Below are 15136 nucleotides of genomic sequence, written 5' to 3' on the forward strand. Positions count from 1 at the left end.
TGGTTGATGATCCTGAAATTATTCAAACCGTATTTAGAGAGAGACATCATAGAAAGGCTCTTCCGGCAATACAGTGGAGGAGCCTTTCTTATAGTTACCTAATTCACTTCATTACCTGTAGTTCCATTATACATATGTCTGTGTGGTGTTCTTCCATTTATAGTGGTGTACCCTTGGAAGTAATGATAATGACCACATGTCTGTAAGGGAATAGCCGGACCTGTCGTTCCGATGATGGTGTGAGTATGACCATCGTTAAAGGACGTTTCGGTCCGGTAATTGTGCACGTGCTGGACACCTGATGGAGCGGGTTCAGTCATGCCGGCATAATGATGATTGTGTCCTACATCAAAGGATGTGTTTCCAGAAAAATGATGCGTATGCGTAGTGGGGCGGCCATCCCAGGAGGTTATATAAAGTTTATGAGAGTGGGACGAATCCGGACCTTCGGAGTGAACGATAAAACCTGTAACTGGTATTTCCATTCCAAACTTCCCTTCTTCATTAAATTTGTGTTCTTAAATTTTATGCTGAGTAATATTAGGTGGTTCTGAACATAAAGAGGCCTCGCATTATTCTGAATGCGAGGCCTCTTTATTGAGTTGTTCTATTTGGGTTTTTATTGCTCTGTGATCTGAATTTCTTTAATTTGAACAGTTTCAGTCGGCGAGCTTAGTTCACCCATAGGGCCGCCTGGTTCGACGGGGGTGGCAGCGATATTTTTAACGACATCCATACCATCGGTGACTTTACCGAAGATGGTATAATTCGGTGTGTTGTTTAGTCCGACGCTATTTTCACCCGTACAGATAAAGAATTGACTGCCGTTTGTATCCGGCCCTGCGTTAGCCATCGCAACAATGCCAGGTTCATATTCATAATCCGTTTGTTCATCTTCAAAGCTGTATCCCGGGCCGCCGCTTCCATTTCCCTCAGGGTCACCGGTTTGGATCATGAAGGACTCGATAATCCGGTGGAAGATGACGTCATTATAGAAGCCTTGCCGGGAAAGAAAAACGAAGTTATTCACGGTTTTAGGAGCATCTTTAGCAAACAGCTCAATGGTGAAGTCTCCCTTATTTGTCGTGAATTTCGCCGTGTAGGATTTGTTTGTATCGATCTCCATGGCAGGAGGGCTGTCCCAGCTCATGGTTTCTTTCACGGACTCTGGCGCAGATTCCGATTCTTGCGGGGTCTCTTTGGTTTTGCCGCATCCGCCAAGGATCAATACAGCGGAAATCAGCAGAATAAGCGATCGTATAACCTGTGTCTTTTTCATTAGTGCTCGTCCATCTCCTTATCTTACAAATCATTTTTTTATAATACCGATTTTCTAATAGAAATGCCAGCTTGTTCTTATGCGTCCTTTTTAACCCCACCCTTGATGACGACTTCGCTTCTTCGCAGGCATGTCCCTCACCACGCATATGCGGCATGTCTGAGCATTGCCACGGCCTTCTTTGCCACTGGGCAGATTATCGGACCTGTCATTGGAGGCGTGGTGGTCGAACGGTACGGCTTGCAATTCAGTGTAGCATACCAGTGCAATCTTTATGGCGATTGCCGCAGCATTGGCCGGTTTGTATGGACAACAGCAACGAAAGTCTGATTCTCACTAATATAACTTTAATATATGTTTTCCCATGAATACGATCTAAATGGGGAAGGAGTTACATATAGAGCCCCGTCTATTTTCACAAATGTAATGTAGGCTTCACCCTTTTCCAAGGACGAACTCCATTTGTATTCCTCGCGAAGGGTGCCTTTCCCAGATAGTACACCAGGACCGCCAAAGATGTTGACTACTTCATCATAGGTCATGCCCTCTTTAATAGTAGTCGTGCTTTCGGCAGAAACTTCAGGGTAGCTTAATTTCGGCAGATCCTTACCCTTATATATCATCATAGTTAGATAATTAGGTTGAATGGGGCCTGAGATTACAATTTCATTGAAGCCATCGCGATAAGCTTCGGGGGCTCCGAACAAGTCAACGCTAGGCTTTCTGGCAAACAGATAATCAAGATCAACGGAGTTGAAATGATCCGCATCAAAGGCCAGAAATTTCTCATAAGTGACGGTAGGTTTACCAAAATCTTTCACCTTACGCAATTCCTCATCATAAACATCTTTCTCAAAATCAGATGGAATGAAATTCACGCCTAAACTGGATACATAGATATCTTTGTTTTTGGAATCCCAGCGTACATCAATACCTAGCAGTTCACCTACAAATTTTAAGGGGACAACCGTTCTTCCGTTAATAATCTGGCTAGGTACATCGGATTGAAGTTGCACTATGTCTTCTTTCGTGTAGTTGTGCAAATAAGAGCTGGTAGTTTTAGTTGCCGTTTTTTGACCAATTGGCAAGGAAACCGAGTAGTTGGTGTGTTCATTGGAGTAAACAATAGTAACTTCTTTCTTTTTCGAATCCCATTTGACTTCATTGCCTAAATACTCAGATATAAATCGTACCGGCACCAGCGTGCGCCCATGTTGAATACCAGGTCTCTGATCCAATGCTATTTCTTTAGTGTTTACAAATAATTTAAGGGGGTCATTGGCGCGGGCCGTATTATTAGCTGTAGAGAAAAGAGCTGCAGCCATGAAAGTGATTATTATGAAATTAATTTTTTTGTACATATCTCTACTCCTTTAATAAATATTTATTATTAATGAGTTTAATTATTAATTATATCAATCCAAGATTTATTAAACCAATATAAAGGGACTGACCAACAAACTCCTGATATTTATGATCCTGATGGAGGGGTTATCATATTGGAACAAGCCATTCCCATAATATCTGATAAGAGTCAATAATTGAATGGGAGGGATACGGTTGTCAGATCCTTTTGTGATTCGCTCTTTAGATGAAATCCGATTTTGGTCACGTATTATGAAGGAACATTCATTCTTTCTTCGCTTGGGTTTTAGATGTGAAGACACTCAATTAATAAATGAGGCCAATCAATTTCAGGCAATCTTTGAAGACATTGAACGAAGAGCTCATGCTTATTCAGAGAATACGGATCCTCAAACCATCAGACAATTCAACTCGGAAGTTCACAATGCGGCAGCACAGATCTGGGCGTTTAAGAGAAAGGTACTTGGGCTGATCTTGCGTTGCCAGCTTCCCGGAGGCAACAACTTCCCTTTACTCGTAGATCATATTAGCCGGGAAGCAAGGTACTTCACGAACCGCCTGGATGAACTTAATAATGGAAGACTTGAACCATTGGCTGATGCCATCATCGATGAAAATGTATTTTTCCTGAAAATCATGGCCGATCACGCCAAATTTATTGGTCATTTACTTGATCCGTCTGAACGAAAACTGGTAGAGCAGGCAAGAGAATTTAGCCAGGAATTCGACACTCTAATGTATCAGGCTATCGATTTAAGCTCAATGCGTCCTCAGTCGCAAACGCATCCGCTTCTCAGTCAACTTGTTGATGAAAATCGGGTTTCCGTAAAATCATTGCGTGATTTTAAGAAAACAGCGCGTGATTTGATTGAAGAGTGCCGAATAAAGAGTATTATTCATCCTTTGTTAGCCGATCATGTTTTTCGTGAAGCGGAAAGATTCCTGTTTATTCTTGATATGTTTGAGCGGTCATTGTCCGGTATGAAGGTGAACAAGCGAGAGATTTTATTTTAAAAATGACTAGCGAAAAGGTAGGTATGCAAGTCAAGTTGAAGTCACCCGTTCCGGGTGGCTTTTATTCTTTTTACGATAGGACCGAACCAGGTTACGCTGAAATAGGGCAGGGGAGAGCTTATCGGCGCTACCTCCGCAGATATTAATTGACAGACAGGAACATAGGAATTAATCTCTTCAATAAATTCATTGAATTTTTGGAAGTGTGGTTTTCATCCACCGTGGAAGGATGTCGTGAGTAGATGATTTCAAAATTTGGTTCAAACAAGCTGCCAGACCCTTTGTATAGCTATGTGAATTCTCCGGAGAAGCAACGCAAATTATACCGAAGAACCTTGTTCACCGTCATCCTTTCGCAAATTTTCGGAGGCGCCGGACTTGCGGCCGGTATCACCGTAGGTGCTCTATTGGCTCAGGATTTGCTCGGAACCGATAATTTCACAGGTATTCCAACTGCCTTGTTTACTTTAGGTTCGGCAGGGGCAGCATTGCTGGTTGGGCGGCTTTCTCAACGTTTTGGACGCAGCTTTGGATTGGGGCTGGGATTTCTGGCCGGAGCTTTAGGCGCAATTGGAGTCGTAATAGCAGCAATAGCTGGCAGTATTACGCTGCTGTTAATATCACTACTCATTTATGGAGCCGGCTCGGCAACGAATTTACAAGCTCGTTATGCAGGTACGGACTTGGCCAATGCAAAACAGCGGGCAACAACGGCCAGTATGGCTATGATGTTCACGACATTCGGTGCAGTCGCAGGTCCCAATTTAGTGAATGTCACAGGAGAATTTGCGCTATCGATCGGAGTGCCAAGTTTGGCAGGTCCTTTTTTACTGGCTGCAGCGGCATATGCGCTCTCGGGAATGGTCCTGCTTTTTTTTCTACGCCCCGATCCTTTGTTGATAGCAAATGCAATTGCGGAACAGAGAGCAAGAGATCGATTTGATTCCTCAGCCAATGAAGCGGTGGATATGGAGTCGGGAAAACGGGGAGTCTTGATTGGGGCAACAGTCATGATATTAACGCAAATTGTGATGGTAGCCGTCATGACAATGACACCTGTACATATGAAGCACCACGGACATGGATTAAGCGAAGTTGGGCTTGTTATTGGTTTTCATATCGGAGCGATGTATCTTCCATCTCTGATTACCGGTGTCCTTGTAGATAAAATAGGGCGCACCGCGATGGCGATCGCTTCAGGAGTTACGTTGCTCCTGGCAGGAATTGTGGCTGCGCTGGCTTCGGCAGATTCGATGGTCCAATTGATTTTAGCTCTGTCTCTATTGGGATTGGGTTGGAATTTTGGTTTAATCAGCGGTACCGCTTTAATCGTGGATTCAACTACTCCAACCAACCGAGCAAAAGTACAAGGATCTGTCGACGTTCTCATCGCTCTCGCCGGAGCATCGGGAGGAGCACTATCGGGTTTGGTAGTTGCTCATTCGAGCTATGCCACGCTTTCCTTTGCCGGGAGCGTTATCTCCTTGTTGCTTATACCGGTAATGTTTTGGCCTAATAAACAGAAGAGTGCAAAGCAAGCTCAATTATAATATAGAAGAACGACTCGAATTATTAAGTGGTTTTCAAGGAGGTAAGGCATGGACTACTTTTCGTCCAAAGTTGCGGCTTCGCAACTGAAACGGTGGCCCAAATATACTATAGCGGCGGGCCGTCGTCATACTGTTGGACTTAAATCGGACGGAACGGTGATTGCTTCGGGGGATAATAAATATGGCCAATGCGATGTCACCGACTGGTGCGATATGATAGCTATAACCGCAGGGAATGTCCATATGGCTGCAAACACAGGCAATGCTCATACTATCGGTCTTAAATCCGACGGAACAGTGAAGGCTGTAGGGTGGAACAAGCATGGCCAATGTAACGTAGACAGCTGGCGGGATATGATATCGGTGGCGGCAGGTTGGTGTCATACTGTCGGTCTTCAAGCGGATGGGACGGTGGTTGCCGTGGGCCGCAATAATGCAGATGAATGCAATGTCAGCAGTTGGCGCGATATGGTAGCGGTGACGGCAGGCGACTGGCATACCGCCGGTCTTCAATCGGACGGGACGGTGATAGCTTCCGGTAATAATCGATATGGTCAATGCCATGTTGACGGCTGGCGAACCATAGTGGAGGTGTCGGCAGGGTACCTTCATACGGTTGGGCTTAAATCGGACGGCATGGTGGTAGCGGCAGGATTGAATAAACATGGTCAAGGCGAAGTCAGCCATTGGCGCAGTATTGTTGGTATAGCAGCGGGGAGTTATCATACCATTGGCCTTAAATCGGACGGAACGGTAGAAGCAGTAGGTTTGAATGAATATGGCCAGTGCAATGTAAGTGATTGGCACGATATCGTGGCGATAGCTGCAGGCTGCGCTCATACTCTCGGTCTTAAATCCGACGGTACGTTGGTAGCTGTGGGTGACAATGCATATGGCCAATGCGATGTAAACGGCTGGCATTGCATCCAGCTGCCAGGCAATTAGAGGTACAGAAACATACGAGGGAAATCTGCAATCTGAGCAGGTTTCCCTCTTTTTAGTTCTACAATCGGTTTAATTTCATTTTTTTTACAAGACCTATTGTGTGCTCCACTAATACGTGTTACTATGTAGTGGTAGTAAGTAATACTGAATATCGGTTATACAGAATAGCAAGGTGGTGGTTGTGTTGGAAAACTTAACAGAAATGCTCAAAGGCGTGCTTGAGGGCTGCGTACTAGAAATTATTAGCCGCAACGAAACCTACGGTTACGAAATCACACGGCAGTTGAACGCTCTCGGCTTTCCGGACGTTGTAGAGGGAACGGTGTACACGATCTTGGTTCGATTGGAAAAAAACAAGCTTGTAGAAATCACCAAAAAACCCTCCGATATGGGGCCTCCGCGAAAATTTTTCGCGCTTAACGATGCCGGCCGTGAGGAACTGCAAAGGTTCTGGGAAAAGTGGGAGTTTGTATCATCAAAACTTAACGAGTTAAAGGAGAAATGAGCATGAATCTTTGGGAGAAAATCACCGGAAGCGATATGACCCGAGAAATGAAAGCTTTTGAATCCCGAGTCAAAAAATTGCCGGCTGATTATCAAGCGTCATGGGATAAAATTAAAGCCAATCTTTGGATGCACTCGGATTTCACCGGTCGCAATCTCATGCCGATCCTTGCAGGGGTGGTTGGCCTACTCGAAGAATCGGCAGCGGAGGGCCAGAGTATCCAGGAGGTGCTTGGTGACGATATCAATGGCTTCTGTGCAGCATTGGCCGGCGAAGAAGGGGCAAAGTCTTATCGCGACAAGTGGCGCGAGCAGCTCAACAATACGATCGCTAAAAAACTAGGTAAATAGGAGGGATAAAATGAAACTGCAAGATATCATGCAAGGCAAAAAAGAATGGCGGGCGCACATGGCCCGTGTTAAAGCTCTCCCGCAAGATTATCAGATCGTTTATAAAGAGATTCAGAAATATCTCTTTAAGGTCGGCCCTGTTGAATTAAATGAAAGTACGGGTTTACTGACGGGAATCGTTGATCTTTTTGAAGAGGGCGCGGCCATGAAGAAAGGCGTTCTCGAGGTGACGGGAAGAGATGTAGCGGCTTTCTGCGACGAATTAATCAAAGACTCCAAAACTTATACGGACCTTTATCAAGAATCTGTCAAACAGGCAGTTAGCAAGGCTATAAAAAAGGATATAGATAAGCAAAAGCCGTAGAACCTACCGACTGAATAGCTGATTACGAATGTGGATTGCCCTTTCGCTATTCAGTTTTATTTTTAACCCGGTAGTAAGTTATACAGGTTACCAGTCACACTAAATAGTTAATTATAGGGGGAGAAAAGAATGGGCAATGCAGCGATTTCCGTAAAAGGGCTAAAAAAATCTTATAAAGACAAGGAAGTCTTAAAGAGCGTGGAGTTAGAGGTGGAAAAAGGCAGCATTTTCGCCTTGCTTGGCTCCAACGGTGCAGGTAAGACGACGATTGTGAGAATCCTCAGCACGCTGCTCAAACAAGACGGAGGCACCGCTATCGTAAACGGCTTTGACGTTGCGTCAAAGCCGGAAGCCGTACGGCAGTCGATCAGCCTGACCGGACAATTTGCCGCGGTGGACGAGATTTTGACTGGGCGGGAGAATCTGATCATGATCGCCAAATTACGACACCTCGCCAATCCGCGTCAAGTGGCTGATGATTTGCTAAAACGCTTCGGTTTAACCGACGCTGCCGACCGCAGGGCGTCCACCTATTCGGGCGGGATGCGCCGAAGACTCGACATTGCCATGAGCCTGATCGGAAAACCGCAGCTTATTTTTCTTGATGAGCCAACAACCGGGCTTGACCCTGAGGTACGAATTGAGGCTTGGAAGGTTGTTAAGGAGCTTGCTGATGGGGGAACGACGGTATTCCTGACCACGCAGTATTTGGATGAAGCCGAACAACTTGCAGATCGAATCGCCATTTTGCATGAAGGTATAATTATTGCTAATGGTACGCTGGACGATCTGAAAAAGCTGTTTCCACCCGCTAAGGTGGAGTATGTGGAAAAACAGCCAAGTTTAGAAGACATATTCCTTGCCATCATCGGCAAGAAGGAGGACAAATAAATGGAAACCGTAAAGAAACATTTTTTCAGCGATATGGGGGTTATGCTTGGACGTTCCATGCGCCATATTATGCGCAGTATGGATACCATCATCACCGTCTGCTTCACTCCGATTGCCATGATGCTGTTGTTCGTCTATGTGTTTGGCGGTGCAATCCAAACCGGAACGGATAACTATGTGAATTATCTATTGCCCGGGATCCTGCTAATTGCGATAGCAAGCGGAATTTCTTATACGGCATACCGACTATTCTTGGATAAACAACGGGGCATCATTGAGCGGTTCCATTCCATGCCGATTGCCCGTTCCGCTGTGCTGTGGGGGCATGTGTTGACCTCGGTAGTATCGAACGTCATTTCTGTTGTCATCATCATTCTTGTAGCGCTCATTATGGGCTTTCGCTCATCTGCAGATGTTCTGTCTTGGCTTGCCGTTGCCGGTATCCTCGTCTTGTTTACGCTGGCTTTGACTTGGGTCGCGGCCATTGTCGGATTGACCGCCAAATCGGTGGAAGGTGCAACCGCCTTTTCTTATCCGCTAATCTTCCTCCCATTTATCAGCTCGGCGTTTGTGCCGACAGACTCGATGCCAACGGTTGTTCGTGCTTTTGCCGAGAATCAGCCGGTGACCTCCATTGTGGAAGCCATCCGCGCGCTTCTGTCAAAGCAGCCTGTCGGAAGTGATATTTGGATTGCGCTCGCCTGGTGCTTTGGGATCCTGATTGTGTCATATCTGTTTGCGATGCGCGCTTTTAAACGGAAAGTGTAATGTTTGCAGGCATAACGTCCTCCATCCGGACGCAAAACGCAGAGCCTATAACCGTTAGTGAAACCACTGTTGGAGGCTCTTTTTTTTACCGATTTCTCCGGTAGTTTTGTGACTGGCGAAATCTGGAGAAGAGCTGAAAAAGCAACAAATCGCACATTCATAGCGTCTAATCCTTCATACAACAACAAGTGAGGTACAACTGATGAATGTAAAAATGGTGACGATTTTAGGTGCAGTGCTCGGTTCCATGCTTATTTCGGCAGGAAGTGCGGCAGCGAGCGAACGTTTTTCCGATCTGCAGCATTCCAAATGGGCCGAGGACAGCATCAACTATATGGCCAAAAGAGGTACCGTTGCCGGATACGGCAATGGCAAGTTTATGCCCGAGAAGCAGGTAACCAGAGCTCAGGCCGTGACTTTCATGGTCCGGGAGCTGTATCCTCAGGAGCTGAAATCCGGTGCGGGAGCTTCCAATTATTCCGATGTTCCGGCAACCCATCCTTTTTTTCGTGAAATTGCTATTGCGGCGAAACACGGGCTGGCCAGCGGATTTCCTGACGGCACCTTTCATCCGGATACAGCAATGAGTCGCGCGGAGACGGCGGCATTCCTTACACGCGCCTATTCGCTTGTGGCAGGAAGTCAAACCGTAAGTTTGAATGATACCAAAGATCATTGGGCGGCAGAGCCTATTCTCATCATGAGCTCCAACGGTTTGATCGGCGGTTATACGGATGGCAGCTATCGTCCGAATCAATCTGTAACACGGGCGGAGTTTTCCGTATTTATGACCCGGGTGATTCGATTCGAGCGCGAATCAGCCATTCAGGCGCACGATTGGGATAAGCTGATATCCTATATGACGGTCAGCGAGCAGGTCGGTCAAATGCTGATGCCTGATATCAGGCAATGGAATGGTCAAGTGACAACGACCGTCAATGAAGGTATAAAAAGCAGCATCCACGATCAGGATTTGGGCGGACTTATTCTGTTTGACAAAAATATTGTAGACGCACGACAGGTAACAACACTAACGCATAACCTGCAACTGGAAGCAGGGGACATTCCGCTCTTTCTCGGCATCGACCAGGAGGGAGGCGTTGTTAAGCGAATCCCAGGCGGGACGAATCTACCGGGTCAAATGGCGCTCAGCGCATCCGGTGACACGGCACTGGCTGAAGCTGCAGGAAAGCTAACAGGAGAAGAACTGAAGGCGCTCGGGCTGCAGGTCAATTTTGCCCCGGTTCTCGATATTAACAGCAACCCGGACAATCTGATCATCGGGATGCGCTCATTCAGTTCCGATGCGGATCTGGTATCACGGCTGGGGACCGCCACCATTAAAGGGTTGCGTCAATCCGGAGTCATCGCGGCAGTGAAGCATTTTCCGGGGCATGGAGATACGACAGTAGACTCTCATCTGGGAATGCCGGTGTTGAACCACAACCGTGAACGCCTCGATGCGGTCGAACTGAAACCGTTTCGCGCTGCGATTGAGAACGGCGTGGAGATGATCATGACTGCTCATATTGCTTTCCCTGCAATAGACGACGAGCATGTTACTTCACTGAAGGACGGAAGCAGCGTACCGATCCCTGCCACGTTATCAAAAAAGGTGCTGACCGGGCTGCTCCGGGAAGAGCTGGGCTATAAAGGCATCATCATTTCCGATGCTTTCACTATGAATGCGATCGCAGAGCATTTTGGGGAGAATAAAGCGGTGGAACGTGCGGTCTCCGCAGGCGTGGATATCATCCTTATGCCGCAAGATCCGGCAGCTGCACATCAAACACTGGTAAACGCGGTGAAGAACGGAACAATTCCGACTGAAACCATTCATAATTCGGTGAAAAAAATCTTGGAACTTAAATCGGAATATGGCTTGTTTGACCGCAGCGAAAGCCTGACTCATAAGTTGAACACACTTAACAGCGTCATCGGTAACAAGGAGCATCGCGCGGTGGAACAACAAATTGCAGAAGAAGCGGTTACCGTATTGGCCAGCCGTGATGGTGCGCTTCCGGATCAGATTCATCAAGGGGACCGTGTCGTTATTGTCGCAGCCGAGCAGGAGCAGGCCAAGCAGCTTGAGAAACAGCTGATCCAAGCCCAAGGCAACCTGTCGCTTAAGACGAATATTTCCGTATTCGGTCCAGGCAAAACGACGGAGGCGCTCAAAGCTGTGAATCAGGCGGATTATGTGATTCTGGCTAATTACCAATTCCGTAACGTGGCCAGTCAATTCGGATGGAGCGAAGTTCAAACGTTGATCAATGAGATAAACAAGAGTAATAAACGATACACTCTTTTATCGCTTGGCAACCCGTATGAGATGATCTTTTTGCAGAACGTGCAGTCGGGACTCGCGGTTTACGGAAAGCAGGAACCTAATACGGCCGCCGGGATCAAAGTACTGCTTGGACAATTAAAAGCCGGGGGCGTATTGCCTGTGACAACGGCTCAAAGCTTGGTCAGCGTTAAATAAATATTCCGGGTAGAAGATGATAGTCATATGTATCTATTAATAAGCAGGCCTCTCGATTCCTTTCCAGGATCAGGGGCCTATTTTTAATTCAGAAGTAAACTTGAACACCAAAAAGTCTACTTTCTTCATAAGAAATTACATCGTGATTATGAAAAGACGCAGTTATAATGAGTGCAGAAATTCAGGAGAACAGGTTAGCAGAAGGGATATTACGGGCGAAGAGGGGGGAATTTATATCATTTGAAAATTTATTACGCGCAAATATTAAAGCGCTATCATTTGTAACTATAGTAAAAATAGGAATTATGTCGTAATTGGTCAAAGCCTGAATGGGAGGAATTAAATACGATGTATAAAAAGTGTTTGGTACTCGTTTTGGTTTGTTCTTTCTTCATAAGCTTTCTACCAGGTAAATCTATCTATGCTGCGGGTGAAACCGCCAAGAACCCGATTATTTGGGCGGATGTTCCGGATGTTAGTGTAATCAGGGTTGAAGATACCTATTACATGACCAGTACAACGATGCATATGAATCCGGGTATTCCCGTTATGAAATCCAAGGATCTCGTAAACTGGGAAATCGTCAATTATGTATATGACATCCTGGCAGCAAATGACAAACAGACGCTTACCAATGGGCAAAACATATATGGGCAAGGCTCATGGGCCAGTAATATCAGATATCATAACGGCATGTTTTATGTCGTATTTGCTTCCAATGATATCGGCAAGACGTATATCTTCCAAACCACCAACATTGAAAAAGGCCCTTGGGAAAAGTATGAGCTGGCCGGCGGGGTCTATCATGATATGTCCCTGTTGTTTGACGACGACGGACGTGTATATCTCGTTTACGGCAATGGAACCATTCGGGTTATCGAGCTTACTTCGGATGCCACGGCGGTCAAACCGGGAGGAATGAACAAAGTCATTATTCAAAATGCAAGCGCTCCCGGAGGTTCGGGCGGTTTAGGTGCCGAAGGGTCGCACATTTATAAAGTGAACGGCAAGTATTATATCTTTAATATTTCATGGCCGACCGGGGGAATTCGGACTCAACTGGTCCACAAGGCGGATCAGATCGACGGTCCCTATGAAGGCAAAATTGCGTTAAAATCCGGGAGTAACACAAGTGGAGCCGGCGTGGCCCAAGGCGGCATAGTTCAAGCGGTTGACGGGCAATGGTACGGAATGCTGTTCCAGGATTATGGCTCGGTAGGACGTATTCCTTACATTGTTCCCATGACTTGGAGCGAGGATGACTGGCCTGTTTTCAGTGATGTTAATGATACGGGGATTCCTGCAGAGCTTTCGAAATCCTGGGTGTCCTCCGACAACTTTGATCAGAGTACAGAGAGAGTTGGTGCCTATCATACCGAGGTAGCCGGTGGAGAAAATGACTATAACGGCTCCAACCTTGATTACGTTTGGCAATGGAACCATAATCCCGACAACAGATATTGGTCACTGACTGACCGTCCCGGCTATTTAAGATTAACGACGGGGAGAACAAGCACCGGCATCCTGGATGCCAGAAATACGCTTACTCAAAGAACGTTCGGTCCGGAAAGTTCAGGGACCGTCGCTATTGATGTCAGCCATATGAAAGACGGCGACGTGGCCGGAATTTCCGCATTCCAGAAAAACTACGGTTATGTCGGCGTTAAAATGTCAGGTTCTGAAAAATCGATTGTGATGGTAAATGGAAGCTCCGGGTCGGCTGTAGAAGCGGCTATTATTCCGATCAATCAGGACATCGTCTATTTACGGACTGAGCTCGATTATAAGAACCGGACGGACAAAGCGTCCTTCTATTACAGTCTGGATGGAGACCGCTGGGCGGCGATCGGGAACACACTGCAAATGTCATATACCTTGCCGCATTTTATGGGCTACCGATTCGCTTTATTCAATTATGCAACAAAAACCGCAGGCGGTTATGTTGACTTTGACTATTTTTTAATCGGCGACAAGTTGGAAGGTCCTAATGATGATGCGAATTTAAAAGAACTTCGTCTGGACGGCGTTCCTTTGAAGGGCTTCAGTCCAAATATATATTCCTATGATATAGATGTTCCGGAAGGATCCTCTCCGCCTCAAGTTTCCGCGGCGGCAAACGATCCCAAGGCTACGGTGAACATCACCCAAGCTACGACAATCCCCGGAGAAGCGAGGGTGAAAGTCTTAAGGGACGGAGTTGAAGCAGCTGTCTATACTCTTCGTTTCAGTTCGCCGGTCTTCGTAGCGATTGAGGCCGAAAAAGCGGCGGACAACTCGGAGGAAGCTTACGTGCACGGTACGATCGACGGCCATACCTGGTCGCTTGTCGACGGACAATCCACAGAAGCGATGTGGTTTGGACCCGATACCGGCTTCAATATGTCCGGAACGGATGCTGCGACCCTCGCCTCAGGCTCCAGGCTTGGATATAAGATCAACATTCCGGAAGCAGGAGCTTACCAGCTTTGGATCCTCGCCAAGAGTGTGGATTTCAATTCCGATTCTCTCCATGTCGGAGTGGATCAGCAGTATAAATTCACTTCCAACGGGATTGAGGGAATCAGCGGCGGACAATTCAAATGGGTGAATCTCAGTAACGGCGGTTCTGTCGTGCCTGGGGGAGCGCCATTGAATTTAACGGCCGGCGAGCATGAATTAAATTTCTGGGGCAGGGAGGACGGATTGGCGATTGACCGGATTTATTTGACAACAAGCACCTCCACGGCGGATCCTGTCTGGCCGTCCACGGAAGAGCCAGAACCGACGGAACCTGCAGTTGTCCTGTCGGCAACGGACAGTGTGAAGCCCGGAAGCAGCTTTACCGTCGGGGTGAACCTGAACAACCTGGAAGAAAGCATATATGCTCAAGACATCACGTTGACTTATGATGCCGGCGTATTTGACTATATGAGCGCAACATCCGCAACGTACAATGTGGAGCTGATGACAGAGGAGAAAGACACCTTGGGTGAAGTCCGATTGATCTCCGCCAATATCGGAGGCATCACGGGAGATAGCACGCCGGTTCTGGATCTGACCTTCAAGGTGAAATCCGGGGTTCAGAACACGAGCGGTGCGATTGCCGTGACCCGGGCGGAGCTTGGAACGTCGGAAGGTACCGTGATTCAAGCGGCTACGGACCGGAAGGTCATTTCTGTAGGAAGCATCGATGTTGGCGTTGACAAGACGGCATTGAACTCTGCGATTACAAATGCGCAGAACTTGTATGACGCTGCAGTCGTAGGCACCCTGCCTGGTCAATATCCGCAAGCGGCCAAGGATGCCTTCGGCATTGCGATTAAGGCGGCCAAAGCGGTTAAAGACAACTCGAGTGCGACCCAGTCTCAGGTTGACGGCGCCGTCACCGACCTGCTCCGTGCGGTCGATACCTTCAAGTCCGCAGTCATTAAGGAAGTATCCGCGGACCTGAACAACGACGGAATCATCAATGTGGGTGACCTTGCGATCGTTGCTTACCATTACGGCAAGGATTCCACCAGCCCGGATTGGGCGAAAGCGAAGATCGCCGATCTGAACGGCGACCAGAAGATCGACATTACGGACCTCGCGTTCGTAGCCACCAAAATCCTGAATTAGTTAATTCATTTGTTAAATTATCT

General features: G+C 47.0%; 14 protein-coding genes. 11 read left to right on the plus strand and 3 right to left on the minus strand.

Annotated elements, in window-relative coordinates:
• Positions 1 to 98: 98 nt before the first annotated feature.
• Positions 99 to 485, minus strand: coding sequence for a YmaF family protein (locus KB559_RS04115; RefSeq protein ID WP_211020455.1), 387 nt, complete (start codon positions 483 to 485; stop codon positions 99 to 101).
• Positions 486 to 619: 134 nt separating this feature from the next.
• On the minus strand, positions 620 to 1279 hold the full coding sequence (locus KB559_RS04120; RefSeq protein WP_211020456.1) for a peptidylprolyl isomerase: 660 nt from the start codon (positions 1277 to 1279) through the stop codon (positions 620 to 622).
• A 63-nt stretch (positions 1280 to 1342) separates the two neighbouring features.
• Here KB559_RS04120 and KB559_RS04125 point away from each other — a divergent pair, with 63 nt between their 5' ends.
• Positions 1343 to 1609 (plus strand): hypothetical protein, encoded by a 267-nt coding sequence (locus KB559_RS04125; protein ID WP_247681570.1) that lies wholly within the window; start codon positions 1343 to 1345, stop codon positions 1607 to 1609.
• 17 nt (positions 1610 to 1626) lie between these two features.
• Here the strand turns inward: KB559_RS04125 and KB559_RS04130 are convergent, their stop codons facing one another.
• Complete coding sequence (locus tag KB559_RS04130) at positions 1627 to 2640, minus strand: copper amine oxidase N-terminal domain-containing protein (protein WP_211020457.1); 1014 nt, start codon at positions 2638 to 2640, stop codon at positions 1627 to 1629.
• Positions 2641 to 2839: 199 nt separating this feature from the next.
• Between KB559_RS04130 and KB559_RS04135 the strand changes: the two genes are divergently transcribed.
• The 10 genes from KB559_RS04135 (at position 2840) to KB559_RS25445 (ending at position 15113) form a co-directional block, all read left to right on the plus strand.
• Positions 2840 to 3658: a DUF2935 domain-containing protein gene (locus KB559_RS04135; protein WP_282103120.1), complete on the plus strand. Its 819-nt coding sequence runs from the start codon at positions 2840 to 2842 to the stop codon at positions 3656 to 3658.
• A gap of 242 nt (positions 3659 to 3900) precedes the next feature.
• A complete protein-coding gene (locus KB559_RS04140; RefSeq protein ID WP_211020459.1) occupies positions 3901 to 5208 on the plus strand; it encodes an MFS transporter in 1308 nt (435 codons plus the stop codon).
• 48 nt (positions 5209 to 5256) lie between these two features.
• On the plus strand, positions 5257 to 6153 hold the full coding sequence (locus KB559_RS04145) for an RCC1 domain-containing protein (protein WP_211020460.1): 897 nt from the start codon (positions 5257 to 5259) through the stop codon (positions 6151 to 6153).
• A 202-nt stretch (positions 6154 to 6355) separates the two neighbouring features.
• Complete coding sequence (locus KB559_RS04150) at positions 6356 to 6658, plus strand: PadR family transcriptional regulator (protein ID WP_280520384.1); 303 nt, start codon at positions 6356 to 6358, stop codon at positions 6656 to 6658.
• A gap of 2 nt (positions 6659 to 6660) precedes the next feature.
• Positions 6661 to 7008, plus strand: a complete 348-nt coding sequence (locus KB559_RS04155) for a DUF1048 domain-containing protein (RefSeq protein ID WP_211020462.1) — start codon at positions 6661 to 6663, stop codon at positions 7006 to 7008.
• A gap of 10 nt (positions 7009 to 7018) precedes the next feature.
• A complete protein-coding gene (locus tag KB559_RS04160; protein ID WP_211020463.1) occupies positions 7019 to 7372 on the plus strand; it encodes a DUF1048 domain-containing protein in 354 nt (117 codons plus the stop codon).
• 129 nt (positions 7373 to 7501) lie between these two features.
• Entirely contained in the window at positions 7502 to 8263 is a 762-nt protein-coding gene (locus KB559_RS04165) for an ABC transporter ATP-binding protein (RefSeq protein ID WP_211020464.1), read from the plus strand.
• A complete protein-coding gene (locus KB559_RS04170) occupies positions 8264 to 9031 on the plus strand; it encodes an ABC transporter permease (RefSeq protein ID WP_211020465.1) in 768 nt (255 codons plus the stop codon).
• A 202-nt stretch (positions 9032 to 9233) separates the two neighbouring features.
• Positions 9234 to 11516, plus strand: a complete 2283-nt coding sequence (locus KB559_RS04175) for a glycoside hydrolase family 3 N-terminal domain-containing protein (RefSeq protein WP_211020466.1) — start codon at positions 9234 to 9236, stop codon at positions 11514 to 11516.
• Positions 11517 to 11864: 348 nt separating this feature from the next.
• A complete protein-coding gene (locus KB559_RS25445; protein WP_211020467.1) occupies positions 11865 to 15113 on the plus strand; it encodes a family 43 glycosylhydrolase in 3249 nt (1082 codons plus the stop codon).
• Positions 15114 to 15136 lie beyond the last annotated feature (23 nt).

Origin of the sequence: Paenibacillus sp. Marseille-P2973 (assembly GCF_018101095.1) — a bacterium.
In the GTDB taxonomy this organism is placed as follows: domain Bacteria; phylum Bacillota; class Bacilli; order Paenibacillales; family Paenibacillaceae; genus Fontibacillus; species Fontibacillus vini.